This window comes from Arthrobacter sp. KUASC02 (genome assembly GCF_059739395.1).
Map to the genome: position 1 here is coordinate 946,285 of NZ_AP046053.1, position 23,583 is coordinate 969,867.

Consider the following 23,583-nt stretch of genomic DNA (forward strand, 5'->3'; position numbering starts at 1 on the left):
ACATTTCCAGTGCGGGCGGGTTCCGCGGGGGCAGCCGGAGGGCCGCCGGCAAGGCCCGAAGAAGCGGCGGAGGCCGACGGTGGCAGTTGCCTGCCGCCGTCGGCCTCTCTTTGTCAGGAGTTCCGGACGGTGCTTGCCTGCCGGGAGCTGGCGGCCACTGCGACCGGGCGGTCCGCGGCGGTCTCCGTGCTTTCTGCAGCGGCCGGAGGCGTGGTCTTCAGCTTGAACCGCGTGCCGAGGGTGCTTCCTCCTCCGCGGCCGCTGCGGTTCTTGTTGAAGATGTCGAAGCCGACAGCGAGGAGAAGGACCAGGCCCTTGATGAGCTGCTGGTAGTCGGTGCCGAGGCCCAGGATGGACATGCCGTTGTTGAGCACGCCCATGATCAGCCCGCCGATCATGGCGCCGGCCACGGTGCCAATGCCGCCCTGCACCGCGGCGCCGCCGATGAACGCCGCGGCGATGGAGTCCAGTTCGAACCCGGTGCCGCCGGCCGGCTGGGCCGAGTTCAGGCGGGCCGTAAACACGAGGCCCGCGAGGGCCGCCAGAACGCCCATGTTGACGAAGAGCCGGAAGGTGACGGCCTTGGTCTTGATGCCGGAGAGCTCCGCTGCATGCAGGTTCCCGCCGATGGCGTAGGTGTGCCGGCCGAAGATGCTGTTGTTCATCAGGGCGGAGTAGATGATCACCAGGGCCGCGAGCACGATCAGGACGATCGGTGTTCCCCGGTAGCTCGCCAGCAGGAAGGTAATGATGAGCATCAGCAGGGCAATGAACGCGGTCTTTACCGCGAACCAGGCCATGGGTTCGTTCTCCAGGTTGAACTTCCGGCGGACGCGGCGCTCCTTGATGGCCTGGAAGAGGATGGCCGCGGTGCCTCCGACGCCGAGGATGACGGTGAGCCATTCGAGGACGGAGGTGCCCCCGCTGATGTCCGGGAGGAAGCCGCCGCCGAGGGCGCGGAGTTCGTCCGGGAACGGGGTGATCTGCTGGTTCTTGAGGGTGATCAGCGTCAGGCCGCGGAAAATCAGCATGCCGGCAAGGGTGACAATGAAGGCCGGAATGCCGACGTAGGCGATCCAGTATCCCTGCCAGGCACCGACGAGTGCGCCGACCAGGAGGCAGGCGGGGATGGCGATCCACCATGCCCAGCCCCAGTGGACGATCATCACGCCGGATACGGCACCGATGAAGCCCGCGATGGAGCCGACGGACAGGTCGATGTGGCCGGCGATGATGACCATCACCATGCCGATGGCCAGGATCAGGATGTAGCTGTTCTGCACCACGAGGTTGGTGACGTTCTGTGGCTGAAGCAGGATGCCGTCGGTGAGGACCTGGAAGAGCAGGACGATCAGGATCAGGGCGACGAAGATGCCGACCTGGCGGAGGCGGCTTGCGAGGAAGCCGAGGGATTCTCGGAGGGCGGACATGGTCGCTATTCCTTCTCTTTGGTCATAAGGTGCATGAGGGTCTCCTGTGAAGCGTCGGCGATGGGCACTTCGCCGGTGATGTGGCCTGCTGACAGCGTGTAGATCCTGTCGCAGATGCCCAGCAGTTCGGGGAGTTCGGAGGAGATCACGATGACCGCCTTACCCTCTGCCGCGAGCTTGGTGATGATGGTGTAGATCTCGAACTTGGCCCCGACGTCGATGCCGCGGGTGGGTTCGTCCAGGATCAGCACGTCGGGGTCGGAGAACATCCACTTGCTCAGCACGACCTTCTGCTGGTTGCCGCCGGACAGCTTGCCGGTGATCGCAGCCACTGACGGTGCCTTGATGTTCATGCTTTGCCGGTAGCTGTTGGCGACGATGGTTTCCTGGTTCTTGTCCACCCAGCCGCGCTTGGCCAGTTTCCGCAGGGCTGCCATGGAGATGTTCCGCTTGATGTCTTCAATGAGGTTCAGGCCGTAGTGCTTGCGGTCCTCGGTTGCGTAGGCGATGCCGTGCTTGATGGCATCCGAGACGGTGGACGTGTTGATCTCCCGGCCATGCTTGTAGACCTTTCCTGACACGGCGGTGCCGTATGTCCGGCCGAAGACGCTCATGGCCAGTTCGGTCCGGCCGGCGCCCATGAGGCCGGCCAGTCCCACCACCTCGCCTTTTCGGACGTTGAGGCTCGCGTTGGTGACCACCATCCGGGAGTGGTCCTGGGGGTGCCGCACCGACCAGTCCTCGATCCGGAGGACTTCCTCGCCGATCTTCGGGTCGCGGTCCGGATAGAGGCTGTCCAGGTCCCGGCCCACCATGCCGCGGATAATCCGCTCCTGGGTAATTTGGCCCTCGTCCAGACGCAGGGTTTCGATGGTCTTGCCGTCGCGGATAATGGTGACCGCATCCGCCACCTTGCGGATCTCGTTGAGTTTGTGGCTGATGATGATGCTGGTGACGCCCTGGCCTTTCAGGTGGAGGATCAGGTCCAGCAGGTGGCCGGAGTCCTCGTCGTTCAGCGCGGCCGTTGGCTCGTCCAGGATGAGGAGTTTGACCTCTTTGGAGAGTGCCTTCGCGATTTCGACGAGCTGCTGCTTCCCGACGCTGATGTGCTGGACAGGCGTGACGGGATTTTCGCTGAGTCCCACGCGGGCCAGCAGCTTGGCGGCTTCGAGGTTTGTTTTGCGCCAGTCCACCCACCCGTTCTTCGTCAGTTCATTGCCGAGGAAGATGTTTTCGGCAATCGAAAGATAGGGGCTCAGGGCCAGCTCCTGGTGGATGATGACGATGCCGCGCTTCTCGCTGTCGCTGATGCTGTTGAACGTGCACGGTTCGTTTTCGAAGAGGATGTCTCCGTCGAATGAGCTGTGCGGGTAGACCCCTGACAGCACTTTCATGAGGGTGGATTTCCCGGCGCCGTTTTCGCCGCAGATGGCATGCACCTCGCCGCGCTTCACATCCAGCGTGACGTTCTGGAGTGCCTTGACGCCCGGAAAGGTCTTGGTGATTCCTCGCATTTGAAGAATGGGTGTGTTCATCGTCAATTCCCACTGACTGGTCGATCCTGGGCCTTCCTGCGGCTGCAGGGGCCTGCCGGAGGGGTGTGGCCGGACCGGTGACGGCCCGGCCACAACCCTCAACGCGGCTACTTGACGTCGGCGTCGGTGTAGTAGCCCGAGTCGATGAGCTCCTTCTTGTAGTTGTCCGCGGTGATGATCACGGACTCCAGCAGGTAGGACGGGACAACCTTGACCTTGTTGTTGTAGGTCTCCGTGTCGTTGACCTCAGGCTCCTTGCCCTTCAGGACGGCGTCGACCATCTTGACGGCCTGGGCGCCAAGCTGGCGGGTGTCCTTGAAGATGGTGGAATACTGCTCGCCGGCCACGATGGACTTCACTGAGCCCTTCTCGGCATCCTGGCCCGTGACGACAGGCAGGCTTCCCTTGGAGTAGCCGCCGGTGCTGGTCAGCGCGGAGATGATGCCGATGGACAGTCCGTCATAGGGGGACAGCACACCGTCCAGCTTGGTGCCGGAGCTGTAGGCGGCGGTGAGGATGTCCTCCATGCGCTTCTGGGCAACGGGCGCCTGCCAGCGGAGGATGGCGGCCTGTTCGAACTTGGTCTGGCCGCTGGGGACCTTGAGCGTGCCGGCATCCAGGAACGGCTTGAGGGTGTCCATGGCCCCGGTCCAGAAGAAGTTGGCGTTGTTGTCGTCGGGGCTGCCGGCGAACAGTTCGACATTGAACGGACCCTTGCCGTCCACCTTCTTGCCGCTGGCATCCACCAGGCCCAGTCCGGTCAGCAGCGAAGTGGCCTGCTGGACGCCCACGGTGTAGTTGTCGAACGTGGTGTAGAAGTCCACGTTGGGGGTGCCGTTGATGAGGCGGTCGTAGGCGATCACCTTGACGTTCTGCTCCTTGGCCTTGGCCAGGACGTCCGTGAGCGTGGTGCCGTCGATTGCGGCGATGATGAGCGATTTGGCGCCCTTGGTGAGCATGTTTTCGATCTGCGAAACCTGGGTGGGGATGTCGTCGTTGGCGAACTGCAGGTCCGTCTTGTATCCCAGTTCCTTCAGGGACTTCTCGACATTTCCGCCATCGGCGATCCAGCGCTCCGAGGTCTGCGTGGGCATGGAGATGCCCACAAGCGCCCCTGAATTATCCGAGCTGGCGCTCGGGGTGGCGGCGCCGCCCCGGCTGCCGCAGCCTGTGGCCCCCACCGTCACTGCGAGGACGACGGCGAACGCGCCCAGGAGTTTCTTGATTCTCACTATGTTCTCCTTCCGCGGACGGCTCGGTCCGCGAACTGGTGCTAAACCGGAAAGCATCTGCGCTTTGCGGCTGTGGGGCCGGCCGGGAGGATCCGGTCGACTGACGAGGCGGCCCGGAGCCCGCTCATCGGAAGTAAATCTCGCCGGACGGAGCGCAAGGCTCCGGCGCCGGCTGGGTGATGATCGAAATCATAGACCGAGTTGTTAGCGCTAACAACTCGTTGAGCTTAGCTCTCGGTGGATCTGTGAGTCAAATCACATTTTTGTCAGCGGGGAGCAGCCCGCGCCGTTGAATTCCCTGATGCGGTCCGGCGGCGGCTCAGACCTCCACGAGGAACTGCGTATGGGCGTACCGGATGCCGTTGATCTGCAGTTCCAGGGCGTGGCTGCCAGGGTGGTGCACGCGGGTGGTCATCTGGCGGAAGGCGTGCCGTTTGGACATCGTCCGGGTTTCGCCGGGGTCCAGGGTCAGGGCTGTCAGTTTGAAGACCTTTTCTGCCTGGGAGCCGTTCGCCTTCATGTAGTGGACGATGTAGTCCACTGCGAGCCTGGCCGGAGCGGCCCCCGTGTTGGAGATCTCGAATTCGAAGGCGAGGTCCGCAGGCAGCGCCACGGTGTCCCGGTCCAGCCTGGGCGGGGACACCGAGAGCGACGCCGGAGCGAACCCCTGGAGGGCGAGGGCGCCAGGGTGGGCCTTCTTGATCAGCGTGCGCAGTCCGTGGCGGACCACCCACGGCGTATTGGCATCCGGTGCTGCTGTCCATGCTGCGGCCGCGGCCACGACTTCCTCAGGAGAGTGGCGCGCCAGGTCATTGAGGTGGTTCGCCACCGAACGGCGAACGTATTCGTGCGGATCCCGGTAGAGGGCGTCGAGGATGGGAATCGTGGCCTCAGGGCGCTGGATCAGGCCCGGGACCCGGACGGCCCAGGGGAGGTACGGGCGGGTCCCCTCGCTGGCGAGCCGGCGCACATGCGCGTCAGGGTGGGCGGTCCAGGTCAGCACGACGGCGAGGGCACGGTCCAGGTCGGCGGCCAGCAGCCGCCGGATGGCGAATTCCCCGGTCAGCCGCGGAGTCAGCTCGGCGAGAAGCTGAAGGCAGTCTTCAAAATCGGCGGATCCGGATGAATCGAGGGCGAGCGTTACTGCTGTTTCCGTCACCGGCCAGATGGTCCAGCCGGTGAAGTCGGGGTCCGTGAGGGCGCGGCGGAAGAGGTGCGCCGCCGTCGGATAGTCCCCGGGATTTCCGTCGGCCGCCAAATCCGCGAGCAGCCCCCGGCTCACGTGGTCGGTCCGTTCCCGGAGGCTGAGGTCCGCGAGCGAGGCCCCGGCAGCTTCGACGCTGGGCCAGGACGTGCCGGGGGCGGCATCCGCGAGTACGCGCAGCAGCCTGCCGACCGCGGCCTGGTCAATAAGTTCGTTCATGGCACCCATGCAGTCAGGCTACCGTTGCAGCCGTCCAGGCCGGGTGCGCCGAGGAGGAAGCGGAACCCGATTCCCGGTTCCGCGAGCCAAAATCGCCGAACCGGGATAATCTCAGCGGACACAAATCTATAAGACTGCATAGGTGGAAGCGGCACATGGCTGAAGATCGATCCCGGAAATCGCCTCACTGGTGGCGGGTTTTCCATGACAAATTCGTCGTCGAAGAACGGTACATGAGCGCTGCGTCCCGTAAGAACCTCTACCGCGTCGCCGTGATCCTGATGATCCTGGGTACCGGACTCTTCCTGTTGACCTTGACGGACGTCCTGGGGCGGGACGGCCTGACCGGTTTGGATGAACCCGCGCGGTCCTGGCTGGTCACCCAGCGGTCGGAGCCGATCACGGCCTTGATGATTTTCCTCGCGATTGTCTTCGGGCCCATTGCCCTGCCGATCATCGTGCTGGTGGTCACCGTGGTGTGGGGCATCGCCGCCAAGCATGCCTGGCGGCCGCTGCTGCTGGCAGGCGCCATGCTCACCGGAGTGGCGCTCGCACAAATCATCGGCCGGTCGGTCGGCCGCCAGCGTCCGCCCCTGGACCTCATGCTTTTCGGCCCCGACGTCACGTTCTCCTTCCCCTCGGGGCATGTACTCGGTGCCTGCGATTTCCTGCTGGTTACCACGTTCCTGATCTTCTCTCGCCGCCAAAGCACATGGCCGGCAGTGGCTGGCTTCGCCGCCGCCGTCTTCGGGATTTTCCTGGCCTCAATCAGCAGGCTCTACCTCGGCTACCACTGGGTCAGTGATGCACTGGCCTCCCTGTTCATTTCCTTCGTGGTCCTGGGCGCCGTCATTGCCCTGGACACGTGGCGAACGGCCCGCATCCCGGGAGAACAAATCACCGGCGAACTGTCCAAGGCCGATACGGCCGAAAGCTAGCCACGGGTGGCCGCCGACGAAGGGGACGTCCGCCGCATCTGCCTGTCGCTGCCCGGCGTCACGGAGCGGCCCAGCTGGAACCAGCCTGCGTGGTTCGCTCGGACCCTGATGGCCAGGATCTGGGAGGACGGCGTCCTCACGGTCAAGACCCGTGAGCGGGAAGCGCTGGCCGGAACTAACCCGGACACGTATTTCTGGACCCCGCACCATGAGCGGTCACCGCAGCTGGTGCTGGTCCGGCTGGACCGGATCGACGTGCAGGAGCTGGCTGAGCTTCTCGAGGAGTCCTACCTGATTGCCGGCGGCCGGCCCTGATCCTCCCTGCCCCGGGGGTCAGCCCCGCTGCCCTGATCCTCCCTGCCCTGAGCCGCGGCTCAGCCCCGCGGCCCAGCCCCGCCGGCCAGCCCTGTTGACCGGTCGCGCAGGCGTGAGCGGGCCCTTTTCAGTTCGACCCTGAGCCTGGTGTTGGCCGCCTCGAGTTCCAGCACCTTGGCCACGCCGGCCAGGTTGAGCCCGTCGTCCAGCAGTTCGCCGATGCGTTTCAGCACGGCGAGGTCCGCGTCGCTGTATTGCCGGGTCCCGCCGGAGGTGCGGTCCGGGGTGAGTAGGCCTTTCCGCTCGTAAAGCCTGATGTTCTGCTGGCCCGTTCCCACCAGGTGGGCCACCACGGAGATCGCGTACAGGCCTGTCTCCGCACTGCGCTCGGCCATGATCCTCCATAGAATTTTCGTGCCGGATGCCCTTGCCACAGTTTCTCACCGGTGCTATAAAAAATCTATACCAGCCACCATAGATATTGGCGGGTAGCTAGAAGGAAATGGAACAACCACAAGGTGAAGGAGTGGGAAATGATGTTGATGCGTACGGACCCGTTCCGTGAACTGGACAGGCTTACCCAGCAGGTGTTTGGAACCGCGGCGCGGCCCGCGGCCATGCCGATGGATGCCTGGCAGGAGGACGGGGAGTTCGTCGTCGCGTTCGATCTGCCGGGAGTCGACGTGGACTCTGTGGACCTCAATGTTGAGCGGAACGTTTTGACTGTGCGGGCTGAACGGCGCGATCAAACCCAGCCCAACGTGGAATTGGTCGTTTCGGAGCGGCCCCGCGGTGTCTTCAGCCGCCAACTGATCCTCGGTGACACCCTCGACACGGAGAACGTCAAGGCCAGCTACGACGCCGGCGTGCTGACCCTCCGCATTCCTGTTGCCGAACAGGCGAAGCCGCGCAAGATCGAAATCGAAACCAAGCACGACAAGATGCACGAGATCAGCACCTAGCCGCTGAACGGGCGTCCGGGGCGGCAGCCGGTCGGTGCCGGCCGCTGCCCCGGCACGCAGCCGCAGCCCCGCGACGAGGCAGGCAGTGTGAACGCGATGACCAACCAGTTGCCTGACTACTACGGCGTACTGAACGTGGCCAGGACGGCCACGCGCCAGGAGATTGCGCGTGCCTACCGGGCCCTGATGCGGCTCCATCATCCCGATCTCGAAGACGGGTCCGGCAAACCGGACTGGTCCGGTGAAGATGCCGGCGCCGCCGTGGCCGGCCGGCGCAGCGGATCCAACAGCGGGCTGCTGGGCATCATGGAAGCCTTCGCAGTGCTGAGTGATGCGAAAACGCGCGCTGAATACGACCGTGCGCTGTCCGTTCCGCATATCACCCGCGACCTTAACCCCGGCGATCTTAGCCGCAGCGGGCCCCGCGAGGTGCCGGTCCGCCGGGTACACACTCCGCAGCCCCCGCTGCTGCGGGTCACACCAGTGCTTTGGGAGCGCGGCCCCTGGCCGGGCACCGGATAAGTAGAAGAGGAGCAGTCCATGAGCGCCTGGCGCCGTTTTGATTCGCATCTGATTCCGGCGTTCCACGAACGCTTCGAGCAACGCTGGGGTGTGGGCACAGCCCCGTTCCTGGATCCCGAGGCCCACGAGGAACCGCTCCCGCGGGCCCAGTGGATCCATCCCGAGACAGGGGCGGCTCTGGCGGTGGTCCCCATCTGGACACCGGATGACAGCCAGCACCGGTCCTTCGGGGTGTTCTACCTCCCGCCGGGCGGCGACATCTGGGTGCTGCGTCCCGGGTTCACCGGTTACCTCGAACCGGCAGCCGATGACACGGAACACCTCATTACCCTTCGCAACGATGCTTTCAAAAAAGCGCTGGCGCATGCCAAGGAATTCCTCTTCGGCTCCGACGCGGCGGTGCACTAAAATCAGTCCACCACCCGAAACTACATAAGGGATCAAGCAGATGAACTACTCCGCCACAGACCTGGCTGCCACGATCCCGCCGTCCTTCACGCTGGGCGTCGCAACGGCCGCCTTCCAAATCGAGGGTGCCTTGGACGAGGACGGCCGCGGACCATCCGGGTGGGATGTGTTTGCGCGGAAACCCGGGGCGATCGTGGACGACCACAGCCCCGTCACGGCCTGTGACCATTACCACCGGATGCCCGAAGACGTCGCGCTGATGAAGGACCTGGGCATCGACTCCTACCGGTTCTCGCTGTCCTGGTCCCGCATCCAGCCCGGCGGCAGCGGCCCGGTCAATCCCAAGGGCCTGGACTTCTACGACCGGCTGCTGGACCAGTTGCTGGCCAGCGGTATTTCCCCGATGGTCACGCTCTACCACTGGGACACACCGCTGCCGCTCGACGAAGCCGGCGGCTGGATGAACCGCGATACGGCCTACCGGCTCGGCGAGTTCGCCTCCATTGCGGCAGCAGCCTTCGGCGACCGGGTAGCCCGGTGGTGTACCGTCAACGAACCTGCCACGGTAACAACCAACGGCTATGCCCTGGGCCTCCACGCGCCCGGCGAAGCGCAGTTGCTCAAGGCGCTGCCCACCGTGCACCACCAGCTCCTCGGCCACGGCCTGGCCATGCAGGCACTGCGTGCCGCCAACGTCCCCGGCGAGGTCGGGATCACCAACGTCTACTCACCCATGATTCCGGCCTCGATCAACCCGCTGGACAAGCTGAGCTCAGCGCTCATGGATGTTTTCCAGAACAGGCTGTTCGCGGATCCCGTCTTGCTCGGGAAGTACCCGGACGTCGTTCGGGCCGCCACGTTCTTCAGTTCGTTCAGCCCCTCCGACGAGGACCTGCAACTGATCTCGCAGCCGTTGGATTTCTACGGGCTCAACTACTACATGCCTACGATGGTCGCCGCCGGGCCCGGCGACGGCGCCGTTCCTCCCGGGATGGCGGAGGCCATGGGGGATGACCTCAGCGGCAGCGCTCCCGGCGCGCCCTTCCACATCACCGAGTTTCCCGACGCCGAGACCACGGCATACGGGTGGCCCATCAGGCCCGACTACATGCCGGTGGCGCTTGCCGAAATGGCCGAACGCTATCCGGACCTGCCGCCGGTCTTCATCACCGAAGGCGGGGCGAGCTTTGAGGACCTGGTGGTGCGGGACAAGGCCGGGGACCGGATTATCATTCCGGACGAGCGCCGCCTGCGCTATCTCGCCGAGCACATTTCCAGCGCGGTGGAGGCCACAAGCCCCGGAGGCCCCGCGGAATCCGTTGACTTGCGCGGCTATTACGTCTGGTCCCTGCTGGACAACTTCGAGTGGTCCGCGGGCTACAAGCAGCCGTTCGGCCTCCTGCATGTCGACTTTGAGACGCTTACCAGGACGCCCAAAGCCTCCTACTACTGGCTCCAGGAGCTGCAGGAAGCCCGCAAGAACGGAGCCGCCGCCGCAGTCGATTCGAGTGCGGCCGGTGAGCCGGAGCCGGTGGCATGACGCCTCACGCGTGGCCGGCCACTGACCGGCCACGCGTTCGCCGGCTACACGATTTTGAGGTCGGCGAGGCCCTTGGTGATGCCTGCGCCGTCGGGGGAGTAGATCCACGGGACCTTTGAGCCCGTGTGGTCACCGTTCTCCGAGTGGCCGCCGGCCAGGACAGACTCGCCCACCGACAGCTGGCGGATGGCGATGGCGGCCACACGGTCGCCGTGATCCCGGGCAAACCTGGAGTAGATCTGCTCGTCGTGCTGGCCGTTGTCGCCGATCAGCAGCCAGCGCATATCGGGGAATTCCTTGGCGAGCCGGTCCAGGTTGCCGTTCTTGTGCTCCTGGCCGCTGCGGAACCAGCGGTCCTGGGTCAGCCCCCAGTCCGTCAGCAGGAGGGGACCGGCGGGGTACATGTTGCGGGTCAGGAACCGTGCCAGCGTGGGTGCGGCATTCCAGGGTCCGGTGGACAGGTAGATCACCGGCGCATCGGGGTGTTCCACCACCAGGCGGTCCATGAGCACCGGCATTCCGGGCGTGGCCATGCGTGCCCTCTCACTGAGCACGAAGGTGTTCCACAGGGCAAGGAACGGCCTGGGCAGTGCAGTGACCATCACGGTGTCGTCGATGTCTGAGACGATGCCGAACTTGGTGTCGGGACCTATCACGATGATGTTCGCCTGCACGGCCTCGGTTCCGACGGCCCGCAGCGTCGCGGTGTGCCAGCCCGGGGAGAGTGCTACCTCCACCACGGTGTCCACGAGGCCGCCGCGGTCCGCCTTGACGCGGGTGGTCACGCCCTCGATTTCGATGTCCACCTCGGTGAACTGCAGCGGGACGCTGGTGAATGCACGCCAGCCGCGGATGTTCTGGTTTCCGTTCTTCGCGGCGTGCTCGGCGCGGCTTCCCGGCTTGGGCTTGGTGGTCAGCACCACCCGGCCGAGGACACGCACCCACGAGGTCGACCCGTACCCTTGGTAGGCGACGGTCTGCGGAACAAAATTCCAGCGCCTGGCCAGCGTGATGCGGACGGTGTTGACCGTGTCCGAGACCTTGTGGGCCGCCCGGAGCGCGTGGGTTCCGGGCAACGATGATTCCTGCGGCGCCAATTCCATGCTTCCACTCTGCCACAACGGCGCCCGTCGGCACCGGCGTGCTGGTACTAAGGCGCCGCACCGTAACAAGCCGCACCGTACAAGCTGTACCGGGCGTCAGCCTTCCCCGAGGAGCCACCGCAAGGTGTCGGCGTTCCGCACGGCGTTGCCGCCGCCGTCGTTATTGAAATAGGCAAACACGTCCCTGCCCTGGCCTTTCCACTCCCGGATCCGTTCAGCCCACCATCGGAGGTCCTCCTCCGAATACGAACCCCCGTAGAGGTACTCGTGGTCCGGCCCGTGCAGGCGGACGTACACGAACGGCGCCGTGGCCCGCAGGATGCAGGGCAGGTTGGCGCCGCTCATGATGCAATAGGCGGCTCCGTGGCGCTCCAGCAGCGCATACACCTCGGGGTGGTCCCAGCTGGTGTGGCGGAATTCCACTGCCACGCGCACCCACCACGGCAGGGCCGCCAGGAAGTAGTCAAGACGGGCGTCGTCGCGGCCCAGGCCCGGCGGAAGCTGGACCAGCAGTACCGCCCGCTTGTCGCCCAGCTCATGCCAGCACCTGGTGATGCGCTCCACCCACGCGTCGGGCCCATAGAGCTTCTTCGCATGGGTGAGCCCGCGCGGGGCCTTGACGGACATCATGAAGCCCTCCGGAAGGCGCCGGCGCCAGCTGGCGAAGGATGATTCCCGGGGCCAGCGGTAGAAGCTTGCGTTCAGCTCCACCGTGCCGAACCGCGCCACGTAGTGGGCCAGCCGGTCGCGCGCCGGAAGTCCCGGCGGGTAGAGCACGTTCTCCCAATGGTCGTAGCTCCAGCCGGACGTCCCGATATGGATCCCCATGGTGTCCTTGGACCTCAGTCAGTCCGCGCCGGGCCCGGACCGCGCCGGGAGCGTTCCCTGCCAGGAGCAGACCCGCCGGGAGTTTCCGAAGTTCCGTTGCAGCATGCCTTGGATAGTAGTCGGCCCGGAGCGGTTGTGGCACTGTAAGGACCATGGCACGCATAGAGGACTACGCCGTGGTGGGCGATCTGCACACGGCTGCCCTGATCAGCACCGGGGGCTCCATCGACTGGCTGTGCCTGCCGAGGTTTGATTCGCCGGCCTGCTTCAACGCCCTGCTGGACACGCCGAGGGCCGGGCGGTGGCTGTTGGCGCCTGCCGACGGCGGGGAATGCACCCGCCGCCACTACCGAAAGGGGACCCTCATCCTGGAAACGGAGTGGGAAACTCCCGGTGGCAAGGTCAAGGTCATCGACTTCATGCCGCCGCGCGACAGTGTGGCGGACATTGTGCGGATCGTCGTCGGCGTCCGCGGTTCGGTGCGGATGCGCGGCGAACTCACGCTGCGGTTCGACTACGGCCACATCGTGCCGTGGGTCCGGCACGACAACCACGGCATCCACGCCATCGCCGGCCCGGATGCAGCCTACCTGGTCACCGAAGCCCCGCTGCGGGGCGAACGCATGCACACTGTCAGCGACTTCACGGTCCACGCAGGCGAGCGGATTCCTTTCGTACTGACCTGGACCCCGAGCCACCTGCCCCGGCCCCGGTCCATCGACCCGGAGGCATACCTGGACTCAACGGAGTCCTTCTGGCGCGAATGGTCCGCCAAGTGCAAGATCACCGGACCGTACCGGGAGGCCATCCAGCGCTCGCTGATCACCCTGAAAGCCCTGACCTACGCCCCGACCGGAGGCATTGTGGCGGCGGTGACCACGTCCCTGCCCGAACAGCTGGGCGGCCCGCGCAACTGGGATTACCGCTACTGCTGGCTGCGGGACGCCACGCTGACGCTGCAGGCGCTGCTGGCCGCCGGCTACACCGACGAAGCCGCCTCCTGGCGGGACTGGCTGCTGCGGGCAGTGGCCGGGGACCCGGCGGACCTGCAGATCATGTACGGCATCCACGGCGAGCGGCGGCTGCCGGAGATGGAGCTGCCGTGGCTCGAGGGATATGAAAAATCAGCACCCGTCCGGATCGGCAACGGAGCCGCGCGCCAGCTCCAGCTGGACGTCTGGGGCGAGGTGCTGGACTGCCTGGCCCTGACCCGGCACTCGCTGCTGAAGCACAGCGACGAAGCCTGGGACGTCCAGGTTGCCCTCATGGAACACCTCGAAGGTGCCTGGCAGCAGCCGGACAACGGCTTGTGGGAAATGCGTGGCCCGCGGCGCCATTTCACGCACTCCAAGGTGATGGCCTGGGTCGCCGCGGACCGGATGGTCAAGGGCGTGCGGGACTTCGGCCTGGTGGGGCCCGCGGACCGCTGGGAAGCCCTGCGCGACAGGATCCATGCCGACGTCATGGCGAACGGCTTCGACGCGGAGCGCAACACCTTTGTCCAGTCCTATGGGCGCCCGGAGCTGGACGCGAGCCTGCTGCTGATTCCGCGCGTCGGCTTCCTGCCGCCGGATGACCCCAGGGTGCTGGGCACCGTCGAGGCGGTGCAGCGCGAACTCACCCACGACGGCTTCGTGCTGCGGTACCGCCCGGAAGAAGCGGACGACGGGCTGCCCGGTGACGAAGGCGTCTTCCTGGCCTGTTCCTTCTGGCTGGTGGAAGCACTCATCGGCGTGGGCCGGCGCCGCGAAGCCAAGGAGCTTTTTGAACGGCTCCTGGCACTGCGCAACGATGTGGGCCTCCTGAGCGAGGAGTGGGGCGTGGAGTCGGGCCGACAGCTGGGGAACACGCCGCAGGCATTCAGTCACTTCGCGCTGGTTATGAGCGCCATGGAGCTCTACGAGGACAGTGTCCAGCGCAGCGACGCCCCCGTGCACGGGCACTGACCTCCGCCCCCGGCCGGTCACATTTGGTTCAGCTGGGGGCAGCTGCCGGCTGCATGGTTCCATGGTCACGGAACCTATTGGAACAGGCACGAAGGAGTGTGGACCGGTGAAATTTGCGCGTCTCGGAGATCCGGGCAGGGAACAGCCGGCCGTTCAGCCGGAGGGCCCTGAATCCAACGGAAAGTGGTATTCGCTCGCCGGCGTTGCCGCTGACATCGACGGTGCGTTCCTGGAAGCCGGAGGCGTCGCCCGGGTCCGCGATGCCCTTGCGGCCGGGAGCCTGGCTGAAATCCCCGACGCCGGTACGCTGCGCTTCGGCGCACCGCTGGCCCGGCCGGGGGCCGTCGTGGGGATCGGCCTGAACTACGCCGGTCATGCCGCGGAGTCCGCGGCGGCCGTCCCGGAGGTTCCGGTGGTGTTCCTGAAGCCCAGCAACACCGTGGCCGGTCCGTTCGACGACGCCCCCATCCCGCCGCTGTCCCGCAAGTACGACTGGGAAGTGGAGTTGGCTGTTGTGATCGGGCGCCGGGCCTCCTACCTGGCCTCGACGGACGAAGCCGCGGAATGTGTGGCGGGTTACGTGGTCGCCAACGACCTGTCGGAGCGGGAATACCAGCTGCCCGGCGCCGCAGGACAGTGGGTGAAGGGAAAGTCGCTCCCCGGCTCCACTCCGCTGGGCCCGTGGTTTGTACCGGCCGGCGCCCTGGATGCATCGGCGCTGCGGCTGCAGACCTGGGTGAATGGCGAAGTGCGCCAGGACTCGTCCACGGCGGACCTGATCTTCGACGTCCCGGCCGTGGTGCACCACCTGAGCCAGTTCATGGTGCTGGAGGCCGGCGATGTCATCCTGACCGGCACCCCCGAGGGAGTGGCCCTCTCCGGGCGCTTCCCCTACCTGCAAGACGGCGACGTCCTGGAACTCGAAGTCGAGGGACTGGGCCGCCAGCGCCAGGTTCTTCGCCGGACCCCGGCCGTCTGACGGCCAAGCCGGAACCCCTCGCCAAGGGCGCCGGCTTGTGGCACGCTGGGCCGTATCCAACAGATTCCGGGCCCGAGGAGAGTGCCATGTTCAAGCCAAAGGACGCCTTTTCCAGCTTCAGCGTTGATGATCTGGAAAAGGCCAGGACGTTTTACGGCGAGACACTGGGACTGGACGTCTCCGACGGCGGGATGGGAACCCTCCAGGTGCAGCTCCCGTCGGGTTCCCGGGTCATGATCTACCCGAAGGACAACCACGAGGCCGCGACCTTCACGGTGCTGAACCTTGTCGCCGAGGATGTGGAACAGGCCGTGGACGAGTTGAACGGCCTGGGCGTCCAAACCAAAATCTACGATGACCCTGCCATGCCCACTGATGCCAAGGGGATCATGAAGGAGGGCGGGATGGCGATTGCGTGGTTCAAGGACCCGGCCGGCAACGTGCTCTCGGTGGTCAGCGCCTGACCAGGCCGTGCCTGACCAGGCCGTGCCTGAACAGGACAGCAGGTCTTCCGTTACCCGCGGAGGTAAGTATACTTACTAATACCTCAGGTTGGGGTTGAAGCGGAGGAACTGCAATGGCTGGACATTTCGAACTGGTTGATGCGCCCGACGGCGGATACCGCGTCAAGCTCATTGACGGAAACGGAACGCTGATGGCGATCTCAGTGACCTTCCCCACCAAGCGTGCCGCAGCGGCCGGCGTGGCCAAGGCCCGCGAAATCGCAGGCACCGGGCTGATCCGGGACCTCAGCGAGAGCCAGGACTCCGAACCGTTGAAGCAACCGCCTGTGCGGCAGCACGTCAAGGCGCCGAAGAACATCGGCGTGCTGGGGTCCGGCAGGCCAACGGGGGCCACGGGTATCAAACGTGCCCGCACGCACTACTGAAACAGGGCAGGCCATGTCACCCAACACGTATGTCGCCTAACGGCTATGACGCCTAGCGGGCCGGGCGGCCGGAAGCACGGCGTTCTGTTCGACGTCGACGGGACCCTGGTTGATTCCTGCTACCTGCATACGTTCGCCTGGTGGCAGGCGTTCCGGGAGGCGGGGCTAGACGTCCCGATGTCGGCCATCCACCGCTCCGTAGGCATGGGTGGTGCGGAACTGCTGGACCACCTCCTGCCGGCAGGCCGCGACAAATCGGGCGACGCCTCCATCAAGTCCTCCCACGGCGCGATTTTCGCCACCTTCTGGCCCGCGCTCCGTCCGCTGGACGGGGCGCGGGACCTCCTGGCCCAGTGCTATGAGAGCGGATTCGCCGTGGCGCTGGCGTCCTCCGCGCGGAAGCAGGACCTTGACGCCCTGCGGTCAACATTGCGGGCCGATTCCTATCTGCACGCCGCGACCTGTGCCAACGATGCCAAGGCCGGGAAACCCGCTCCGGACATCCTCCAGGCAGCCCTGGATGCGGTGGGCCTGCAGGCAGGTGACGTGGTCTACGTGGGAGATGCCGTCTGGGACGTCTACGCCGCCGGCCGGCTTGGCATTCCCACCATCGGGCTCACGTGCGGCGGAACCTCTGCCGCCGAACTGCTGGAGGCCGGCGCCGTGGAAACATACGAGAATCCACGGGATCTCCTGGCGAACCTGCGCGACAGCGCTATTGGCAGGCTCGCCAGGAGCTCCTAACGATCAGGGAAGCCCCTTAGCGACGGGAGGCCTTAGGCATCTGCGATGGCGCCCTTGTTCCAGGAGACCGCGACGCTGACCGAACCGTCGTCGTCCCGTTCAACTTCGGTGATGACATCGGCGGGCCCTGCCCCCATTTCCATCAGCTTGGCGCGGTACGACGTGACCAGTTCTTCAAGGCTGGATTCCGTCCACTCGCCGGGACGCATGCGCGTTGAAATCTCCACCGGCTCTGGTTGATACAGCGTCATTTCGTTGCCTTTCCTCGATGCTCGGATTCTTCAACGCTAGGGTCCGCGGCGTCAGCATGCAAGGGAATTGCTCAGTGTGCTTAGCTTGTCGCCGCCCTCGCCGTGCTGGCGGCGCCGGTCCCACGGAGCGAGTCCTAACAGCTTGAGTTGAGGGCTTCCTCCAGGACGTCGACGAGGTCCTCCGCCAATCCGTTGCCTTTTAGGCTGAAGGGCTGCGGCGGGGCAGCCAGGGAGACCGATGCCTGCCGGGTTCCGTCGGCGCTGGACATCGAAATAGTGCCGTAGCCGGCTGAATCACCGGCGCGGCCGTAGTAAAAGTTGTTGGTGCAGGTGTCGTTCCAGCGCTGGATCCCCATCCCGTACCGGGCGTAAGGCGGGGTCTGCATGTCCGTGACCATGGACCGCGGGATCAGGCGGCCCTCGAGCAGCGCGGCGTAGAAGGTGTTCAGGTCGGCGACTGTGGACACCAGGCCCACGGCAGGGTCGCCTGCGCGGACTGCGGGGTAGCTGACATCGAGGCGCTCGCCGGAACTGGTGACGTAGCCGTGGACCAGTGCGGGAGGTGCGGGGCCGCGTTCGGTCATCCGCGTGGCGGTGAGGCCGAGCGGTTCCGTCACGTCGGATCGCAGGACGTCGCTAATCGGCAACCCTCGAAGCCGTTCCACGATCATGCCCAGCACGACGTAGTCCGAACCCGAGTACTCGTAACCCTGCGCCAGCCGCGGCTCCCACTTGCGGGTCGCGGCCAGGGTGAGGAGCTCCCGGTGGCTGCGGCCGGCGGCCAGCACCTCGCCCAGGCTACCCTGCTGAAGCAGCGGGACGAGGTAGTCCGGCATCCCGGACTCGTGCTGCAGGAGCCGCCGAACCGTGACCGGCCCCGGCGGGTGCATGATGCTCTCGAAGTCCGGCAAATGCCGGCTGACAGGGTCCTCAAGGCCCAGCCTGCCTTCAACCGCGAGTTTGAGCACGGACACTGCAATGAAGGACTCGGTGACCCGTCCGACGGGCACGGGATCGTCAACCTCCAGCGGTTCCCTGCCTTCGAGGCTTCTCACCCCGGAAGCGCGTGACCATTCTTCACCCCGCACTTTGGCCTGCATCAGGACGGCGGGGGCGCCGTCGTCGAGCATTTCGTTGCCAAACTCTTCCAGCGCTGCCGCCAGCCGTGCCAGCGACGAGGGCTGCTCCGGCGGTTCCGGAGCCGCAGTGCAGCCGCCCAGTGCGGCGACCAGCACGGCGACGGTCGCCGCGGCCGCGGTCCGGAACGGCAGTGCGCGAATCCGTGCCACGGAACTCATGTTCCTCAGGGCTTTCAGACGCGTCAATAGCCGTCGGCCGCGGCCGCGAAGCCGGTCAGGTCAGGCGGATCTGGCGGTTCATGTCCTTGTACAGCAGGTAGCGGAACTCGCCCGGGCCGCCGGCGTAGCAGGCCTGCGGGCAGAAGGCGCGCAGCCACATGAAGTCGCCGGCCTCCACCTCAACCCAGTCGTTGTTGAGCAGATACATGGCCTTGCCTTCGAGGACATACAGGCCGTGCTCCATGACGTGGGTCTCCGGGAACGGGATGACCCCGCCCGGCTGGAACGTCACGATGTTCACCTGCATGTCGTGGGCCAGGTCGCTGGAATCCGTGAAGCGGGTGGTCTTCCAGGCGCCGTTGGTATCCGGCATGGCGGTGGGTTCCACTTCGGCGTCACTGGTGACGAAGGACTTTGCCTCGTAGCCCTCAAGGCGCTCGTAGGCCTTGCGGATCCACTGGAAGGAGACAATGTCATCCGAGACGTTCTCCAGGCCCCAGGCGGATCCGGCGGCCAGGTAGGCGTAGCCGCCTTCCTCAAGCTGGTGGAGTTCGCCGTCGAGGGTCAGGTTGACCTTGCCCTTGGTGACGAAAACGACGCCTTCGACGCCGGGCTCAAACTCGGCCTTGGGAGCGCCGCCGCCGGGGCCGATCTCCACGATGAGCTGCGAGAACGTGGTGGCAAACCCGGCAATCGGGCGGGCCAGGATCCAGGAGCGCGTGTTGGAGAACCCCGGCAGGGTGCTGGTCACGATGTCGGTCATGACGCCCTTGGGGATGACCGTGTAGGCCTCCGTGACGATGGCCCGTTCCGTGGTGAGGTGGGTCTGCGGCGGCAGGCCGCCCTGGGGGTAGTAATACTTTCCCATCATTGGATCCTTACTTCGAAGTGGAGTGGGCCAGCCGCGGGTGCGCAAGGCCGGTCAACTGGGGGATTCCGACGCCGGCAAGCGCCTGGACGTCTTCGGCGCCGACGGCTCCGCACTGGACGCCGCGCAGCACGAACGCGGCCAGCGCGCGGGCGGTGGCGGGTTCGTCCATGACTCCGCCCTCGGTCCGGTCCACGTAGTTGCGCAGCCGTGCCGCCGCGGCGGGCAGGCCCTGGCGGTAGAAAGCATAGGTGGCCGCGAAGCGGCTGGGCAGCTGGGCCGGGTGCAGGTCCCAGCCCTGGTAGTAGCCGCGCTCCAGGGAGCGCCGCACCAGCCGGCCGTGCAGCTGCCACGCGTTTTCGACGTTGTCGCCCACGGGGATGATGTTGGTGGAGCCGTCCGACAAGCGGATGCCCGTCCCGGCCACCGCCAGCTGCATGACTTCCTTGGCGAAGTCCGCCACCGGATGTTCCATGGACTGGTATTCCGCGGAGATCTGCAACGAGGCGGAGTAGTCGTACGTGCCGTAGTGCAGGCCGCTGATCCGTCCCGGGACCGCGTGCGGCAGCTGCGCCACCGGCGATGTTCCTTCCGGGCCGAGGATGAGCTGCGGCGTTTCCACCTGCACCTCGAACCGCAGCCGGCCGGCGGGCAGCGAGTGCGCTTCCTCCAGCCGGGACACGGCGAAGTCCATGGCCTTCACCTGCGCCACGGTGGTGACTTTGGGAAGGGTGAGGATCAGGCCCTGCGGCAGCTCGCCCGCTGCGGCCAGTCCGGAGACGAACAGGTCCAGGGTGCGCAGGCCGCGGGCACGGGTGGCCGCCTCGAAGCACTTGAACCGGATGCCGATGAACGGGGGCGCTGAGCCGGCCGCGACTGCCGCGGCCACGGCGGAAGCCGCCGCAACAGCGGCCGCGTCCTCGGCGTCGTCGCCCCTCTCCCCGAAACCGTCTTCGAAGTCCAGGCGCAGGTCCTCAACCGGTTCGCTTTCCAGTTTCGCCTGGACTCGCGCGGCCACGGCTTCGGCAAGTTCGGCGTCCTGGCCGAGCAGGTGGCCCAGACGGGCCAGGCCGCCGTGGGCTTCCGCCGCGGCCAGTGCCGTAGCCCCCCACTCAGCGGAGAACGACGGCGTGAAACGGTCCGCCGGTACATACACGGTATGTACCGGCTGGCGGGTGCCGTCGTCGCCCGGGTAGTTGCGCTCCAGCAGCCGGTCGGTGTCGGCCAGCTGTGCGTCGATCTGCGCGAGATCGTGCGCGCTGAGGGAGCCGGAGGGTACCGCCATGCCTCAGCCCACCAGTTCGTAGGCCGGAGTGGTGAGGAAGTCGGTGTAATCCTCGGACAGGCAGATGTCCCCGATCAGGTCGCTGGCCGGCTTGTAGTACTTGACGAATGACTCCTCGCCCACTTCGCCGCGGAGCTTTTCGGTCTCCTCGGCCAGGATGGTGCTGACCAGTTCACGTGTGACCGCGTTTCCGGTATCGGCCAGGACCACGCTGTTGCGGATCTGCTGCCAGACCTGCGAACGGGAGATTTCGGCCGTGGCGGCGTCCTCCATCAGGTTGTGGATGGCCACCGCGCCGTTGCCGGAGATCCACACGGCCGTGTATGCGACCGCGACGTAGAGGTTCAGGCGAAGCCCGGCCTCGGTGACCTTGCCGTCGGCCGAGGCGATGTCCAGGAGCTGGTCCGCCGTGACGCTGACCTCCGGGCGCTGCTTGTCCAGCTGGTTGGGCCGCTCGCCCAGGACGGAATCGAACACTTCCTGGCAGACCGGCACCAGGTCCGGGTGGGCCACCCAGGAGCCGTCGAAGCCGTCGTTGGCCTCGCGCGTCTTGTCCGCACGGACCTTCTCGAACGCCTGGGCGGTGACCTCGGGCTGCTTGCGGTTGGGGATGACGGCCGCCATGCCGCCCATGGCAAAGGCGCCGCGGTGGTGGCACGTCTTGACCAGCAGCTCCGTGTAGGCGCGCATGAACGGTGCCGTCATGGCCACGGTGGCGCGGTCCGGCAGCACAAAGCTGGCGCCGGCGTCGCGGAAGTACTTGATGATGCTGAACAGGTAGTCCCAGCGGCCGGCGTTAAGCCCTGCGGCGTGGTCGCGGAGCTCGTACAGGATCTCGTCCATCTCGAAAGCTGCCGGGATGGTCTCAATCAGCACGGTGGCCTTGATGGTGCCCTGCGGGATGCCCAGGAAGTCCTGCGCGAAGACGAACACCTCGTTCCAGAGCCTGGCCTCGAGGTGGCTCTCCATCTTCGGCAGGTAGTAGTACGGGCCCTGGCCGTTGAGGAGGAGCTGCTTGGCGGTGTGGAAGAAGTGCAGGCCGAAGTCCACCAGCGCACCCACGGTGTGTTCGCCGTCGAGCAGGAGGTGGCGCTCATCCATGTGCCAGCCGCGGGGACGGGCCACCACGACGGCGAGCGGCGCGTCGGTGCGGAGCCGGTATTCCTTGCCCTCGGGGGAGGTGTAGCTCAGGGTCCCCGCGGCGGCATCGCGGAGGTTCAGGATCGCGTCGATGACGTTGGCCCAGGTGGGGGTGCTGGCGTCCTCGAGGTCGGCCAGCCACACCTTGGCACCGGAGTTGAGGGCGTTGATGGCCATCTTGGCCGGCGAGGCAGGGCCGGTCATTTCCACGCGGCGGTCCTGCAGCGCGGCCGGTGCCGGCGCCACCTTCCAGTCGCCCGCGCGGACATCCTTGGTTTCGGGCAGGAAATCAAGCTTTCCGGTCCGGGCCACCTGCTCGCGCTTGGCCACGCGGGCTTTGAGGAGTTCGGCGCGGGTGCCCGCAAACCGCTTGTGGAGCTCCTCGACGAAGGCCAGGGCCTTCGGGGTGAGGATTTCCTCTGCTCGTGCAATCGGCTGCGGGTCTGTGACTGAGAGAGCCATTGTCCGGGTCCTTTCTGGGCTGCGAATCAGGCGTTGGCGGGTTCTAGGGCTGCGTTTGCTGCGGCTGACGGGGCTGCGGCGGCCTTGGCTGCGTGCGCCGCGTTGGCTACAGCCGTGGCCACGTCGGCGGCAACGTGCGGGTCGAAAACGCTGGGGATGATGTAGCTGGCATTGAGTTCGTCGTCAGCCACGCGGTTGGCGATGGCTTCGGCTGCGGCCACCAGCATGTCCGGCGTGATGTCCGAGGCGCCGGCGTCGAGCAGCCCGCGGAAGAAGCCCGGGAATGCCAGGACGTTGTTGATCTGGTTGGGGAAGTCGCTGCGCCCCGTAGCCACCACTGCCGCATGCTTCGACGCTACCACCGGGTCGATTTCCGGGGTGGGGTTGGCCATGGCGAAAACGATCGCATCCTTGGCCATGGCGGCCACCTGCTCCTCGCCGATGACGTGCGGGGCGCTGACGCCGATGAAGACGTCCGCCCCGACGAGTGCCTCGTGCAGCGTGCCGGAGAAGCCTTCTTCGTTGGTGTTGGCCGCGATCCAGCTGCGGTGTTCGTCGCTGTATTCCTCGCCGGAGTGGATGGCTCCGGAGCGGCCGGCGGCGACGATGTGCTGGGCGCCCTGGGCCTTGAGGAGCTGGATGATGGCCGAGCCTGCGGCGCCGACACCGGACACCACGATCCTGACGTCGGCGAGCTTCTTGCCCACCACGCGGAGGGCGTTGACGAGTGCGGCCAGGGTGACGATTGCCGTGCCGTGCTGGTCGTCGTGGAACACCGGGATGTCCAGTTCCTCGCGGAGGCGGTTTTCGATCTCGAAGCAGCGCGGGGCGGCGATGTCTTCGAGGTTGATGCCGCCGTAGACCGGGGCCATGGCCTTGGCGATCATAATGATTTCTTCGGTGTCCTGGGTGTCGAGGCAGACCGGCCAGGCATCAACGTTGGCGAACTGTTTGAACAGGGCGGCCTTGCCTTCCATGACGGGCAGGGCAGCGGCCGGGCCAATGTTCCCCAGGCCAAGGACGGCCGACCCGTCGGTAAGGACGGCGATGGTGTTGCGCTTGACCGTCAGGTTGCGGGCCGCTGAGGGGTCCTCCGCGATGGCCAGGCAGACGCGGGCGACGCCGGGGGTGTAGGCGCGGGAGAGGTCGTCGCGGTTGCGGAGGGCAACCTTCGGGACAACCTCGAGCTTGCCGCCGAGGTGCATCAGGAAGGTGCGGTCGGAGACGTGCTGGACCGTGACGCCGTCGAGTGCGTTCAGGGCATCCTTGACGCGGGCGGCATGTTCGTCGTCGGTGGTGTTGCAGGTGACGTCCACAACCAGGGTCTCGTGGTGGGACTCGGTGACGTCCAGGGCGGTGATGGCTGCGCCGGCAGCTCCGACGGCGGCGGCCAGTTCGCTGGTCGCAGTGAAGCTGGACGGCGCCTCAACGCGCAGGGTGATCGAATTTCCGGGGCTCGGGTTCGCCATTGAATGTTCCTCCTCG

24 protein-coding genes are annotated in these 23,583 nt (G+C 66.1%); 11 read left to right on the top strand and 13 right to left on the bottom strand.

The features are described from left to right. Positions 1-113: 113 nt before the first annotated feature. The 4 genes from mmsB to AC6JAC_RS04400 all read right to left on the bottom strand — a co-directional run bounded on the left by mmsB (position 114) and on the right by AC6JAC_RS04400 (position 5,629). The gene (mmsB, locus tag AC6JAC_RS04385; protein WP_051628887.1) at positions 114-1,430 is read right to left on the bottom strand and encodes a multiple monosaccharide ABC transporter permease; all 1,317 of its coding nucleotides are present in this window, start codon (positions 1,428-1,430) and stop codon (positions 114-116) included. Positions 1,431-1,435: 5 nt separating this feature from the next. After that, positions 1,436-2,965 (bottom strand): multiple monosaccharide ABC transporter ATP-binding protein, encoded by a 1,530-nt coding sequence (mmsA, locus tag AC6JAC_RS04390; RefSeq protein WP_028271178.1) that lies wholly within the window; start codon positions 2,963-2,965, stop codon positions 1,436-1,438. Between the two features lie 107 nt (positions 2,966-3,072). Continuing rightward, positions 3,073-4,197: a multiple monosaccharide ABC transporter substrate-binding protein gene (gene chvE / locus AC6JAC_RS04395; protein ID WP_454699377.1), complete on the bottom strand. Its 1,125-nt coding sequence runs from the start codon at positions 4,195-4,197 to the stop codon at positions 3,073-3,075. Positions 4,198-4,516: 319 nt separating this feature from the next. Then, positions 4,517-5,629 carry a DNA alkylation repair protein gene (locus AC6JAC_RS04400; protein WP_028271176.1) on the bottom strand — a complete coding sequence of 371 codons (1,113 nt, stop codon included), beginning with the start codon at positions 5,627-5,629 and terminating at the stop codon, positions 4,517-4,519. Positions 5,630-5,775: 146 nt separating this feature from the next. On the opposite strand from AC6JAC_RS04400, the gene AC6JAC_RS04405 reads away from it, so the two are divergent. Both AC6JAC_RS04405 and AC6JAC_RS04410 read left to right on the top strand, forming a co-directional pair. Next, entirely contained in the window at positions 5,776-6,558 is a 783-nt protein-coding gene (locus AC6JAC_RS04405) for a phosphatase PAP2 family protein (RefSeq protein ID WP_028271175.1), read from the top strand. A gap of 6 nt (positions 6,559-6,564) precedes the next feature. Continuing rightward, positions 6,565-6,873 (top strand): MmcQ/YjbR family DNA-binding protein, encoded by a 309-nt coding sequence (locus tag AC6JAC_RS04410; protein ID WP_043438585.1) that lies wholly within the window; start codon positions 6,565-6,567, stop codon positions 6,871-6,873. A gap of 59 nt (positions 6,874-6,932) precedes the next feature. Here the strand turns inward: AC6JAC_RS04410 and AC6JAC_RS04415 are convergent, their stop codons facing one another. Then, positions 6,933-7,268 (bottom strand): MerR family transcriptional regulator, encoded by a 336-nt coding sequence (locus AC6JAC_RS04415; RefSeq protein WP_051628885.1) that lies wholly within the window; start codon positions 7,266-7,268, stop codon positions 6,933-6,935. Between the two features lie 141 nt (positions 7,269-7,409). Here AC6JAC_RS04415 and AC6JAC_RS04420 point away from each other — a divergent pair, with 141 nt between their 5' ends. The 4 genes from AC6JAC_RS04420 (at position 7,410) to AC6JAC_RS04435 (ending at position 10,305) form a co-directional block, all read left to right on the top strand. Further along, the gene (locus AC6JAC_RS04420; RefSeq protein WP_028271173.1) at positions 7,410-7,835 is read left to right on the top strand and encodes an Hsp20/alpha crystallin family protein; all 426 of its coding nucleotides are present in this window, start codon (positions 7,410-7,412) and stop codon (positions 7,833-7,835) included. A 96-nt stretch (positions 7,836-7,931) separates the two neighbouring features. Next, positions 7,932-8,357: a J domain-containing protein gene (locus AC6JAC_RS04425; protein WP_043438582.1), complete on the top strand. Its 426-nt coding sequence runs from the start codon at positions 7,932-7,934 to the stop codon at positions 8,355-8,357. Between the two features lie 18 nt (positions 8,358-8,375). Beyond that, a complete protein-coding gene (locus tag AC6JAC_RS04430; RefSeq protein WP_028271172.1) occupies positions 8,376-8,765 on the top strand; it encodes a hypothetical protein in 390 nt (129 codons plus the stop codon). Positions 8,766-8,805: 40 nt separating this feature from the next. After that, positions 8,806-10,305, top strand: coding sequence for a GH1 family beta-glucosidase (locus tag AC6JAC_RS04435; protein WP_497963571.1), 1,500 nt, complete (start codon positions 8,806-8,808; stop codon positions 10,303-10,305). 44 nt (positions 10,306-10,349) lie between these two features. On the opposite strand, the gene AC6JAC_RS04440 is transcribed toward AC6JAC_RS04435, so the two are convergent. Together AC6JAC_RS04440 and AC6JAC_RS04445 are read right to left on the bottom strand one after the other, a co-directional pair. Next, positions 10,350-11,408, bottom strand: a complete 1,059-nt coding sequence (locus AC6JAC_RS04440; protein ID WP_043438579.1) for an App1 family protein phosphatidate phosphatase — start codon at positions 11,406-11,408, stop codon at positions 10,350-10,352. Positions 11,409-11,504: 96 nt separating this feature from the next. Further along, a complete protein-coding gene (locus tag AC6JAC_RS04445) occupies positions 11,505-12,236 on the bottom strand; it encodes a DUF72 domain-containing protein (protein ID WP_028271169.1) in 732 nt (243 codons plus the stop codon). Positions 12,237-12,388: 152 nt separating this feature from the next. On the opposite strand from AC6JAC_RS04445, the gene AC6JAC_RS04450 reads away from it, so the two are divergent. The 5 genes from AC6JAC_RS04450 (at position 12,389) to AC6JAC_RS04470 (ending at position 16,794) form a co-directional block, all read left to right on the top strand. Then, positions 12,389-14,182 carry a glycoside hydrolase family 15 protein gene (locus tag AC6JAC_RS04450; protein WP_028271168.1) on the top strand — a complete coding sequence of 598 codons (1,794 nt, stop codon included), beginning with the start codon at positions 12,389-12,391 and terminating at the stop codon, positions 14,180-14,182. A 106-nt stretch (positions 14,183-14,288) separates the two neighbouring features. Beyond that, the gene (locus AC6JAC_RS04455; protein WP_028271167.1) at positions 14,289-15,161 is read left to right on the top strand and encodes a fumarylacetoacetate hydrolase family protein; all 873 of its coding nucleotides are present in this window, start codon (positions 14,289-14,291) and stop codon (positions 15,159-15,161) included. An 86-nt stretch (positions 15,162-15,247) separates the two neighbouring features. Next, a complete protein-coding gene (locus AC6JAC_RS04460) occupies positions 15,248-15,625 on the top strand; it encodes a VOC family protein (RefSeq protein ID WP_028271166.1) in 378 nt (125 codons plus the stop codon). A gap of 113 nt (positions 15,626-15,738) precedes the next feature. Continuing rightward, a complete protein-coding gene (locus tag AC6JAC_RS04465) occupies positions 15,739-16,050 on the top strand; it encodes a DUF1508 domain-containing protein (protein WP_028271165.1) in 312 nt (103 codons plus the stop codon). A gap of 45 nt (positions 16,051-16,095) precedes the next feature. Further along, positions 16,096-16,794 (top strand): HAD family hydrolase, encoded by a 699-nt coding sequence (locus AC6JAC_RS04470; RefSeq protein WP_028271164.1) that lies wholly within the window; start codon positions 16,096-16,098, stop codon positions 16,792-16,794. 32 nt (positions 16,795-16,826) lie between these two features. On the opposite strand, the gene AC6JAC_RS04475 is transcribed toward AC6JAC_RS04470, so the two are convergent. The 6 genes from AC6JAC_RS04475 to AC6JAC_RS04500 all read right to left on the bottom strand — a co-directional run bounded on the left by AC6JAC_RS04475 (position 16,827) and on the right by AC6JAC_RS04500 (position 23,567). Beyond that, the gene (locus AC6JAC_RS04475; protein ID WP_028271163.1) at positions 16,827-17,045 is read right to left on the bottom strand and encodes a hypothetical protein; all 219 of its coding nucleotides are present in this window, start codon (positions 17,043-17,045) and stop codon (positions 16,827-16,829) included. Between the two features lie 134 nt (positions 17,046-17,179). Further along, positions 17,180-18,343, bottom strand: coding sequence for a serine hydrolase domain-containing protein (locus tag AC6JAC_RS04480; RefSeq protein WP_043438577.1), 1,164 nt, complete (start codon positions 18,341-18,343; stop codon positions 17,180-17,182). A gap of 55 nt (positions 18,344-18,398) precedes the next feature. Beyond that, the gene (locus AC6JAC_RS04485; RefSeq protein ID WP_028271161.1) at positions 18,399-19,211 is read right to left on the bottom strand and encodes a bifunctional allantoicase/(S)-ureidoglycine aminohydrolase; all 813 of its coding nucleotides are present in this window, start codon (positions 19,209-19,211) and stop codon (positions 18,399-18,401) included. 10 nt (positions 19,212-19,221) lie between these two features. After that, positions 19,222-20,496 carry a DUF6986 family protein gene (locus AC6JAC_RS04490; protein ID WP_028271160.1) on the bottom strand — a complete coding sequence of 425 codons (1,275 nt, stop codon included), beginning with the start codon at positions 20,494-20,496 and terminating at the stop codon, positions 19,222-19,224. Positions 20,497-20,499: 3 nt separating this feature from the next. Then, the gene (aceB, locus tag AC6JAC_RS04495) at positions 20,500-22,098 is read right to left on the bottom strand and encodes a malate synthase A (RefSeq protein ID WP_028271159.1); all 1,599 of its coding nucleotides are present in this window, start codon (positions 22,096-22,098) and stop codon (positions 20,500-20,502) included. A 26-nt stretch (positions 22,099-22,124) separates the two neighbouring features. Beyond that, on the bottom strand, positions 22,125-23,567 hold the full coding sequence (locus AC6JAC_RS04500) for an NAD-dependent malic enzyme (RefSeq protein WP_347897209.1): 1,443 nt from the start codon (positions 23,565-23,567) through the stop codon (positions 22,125-22,127). Positions 23,568-23,583 lie beyond the last annotated feature (16 nt).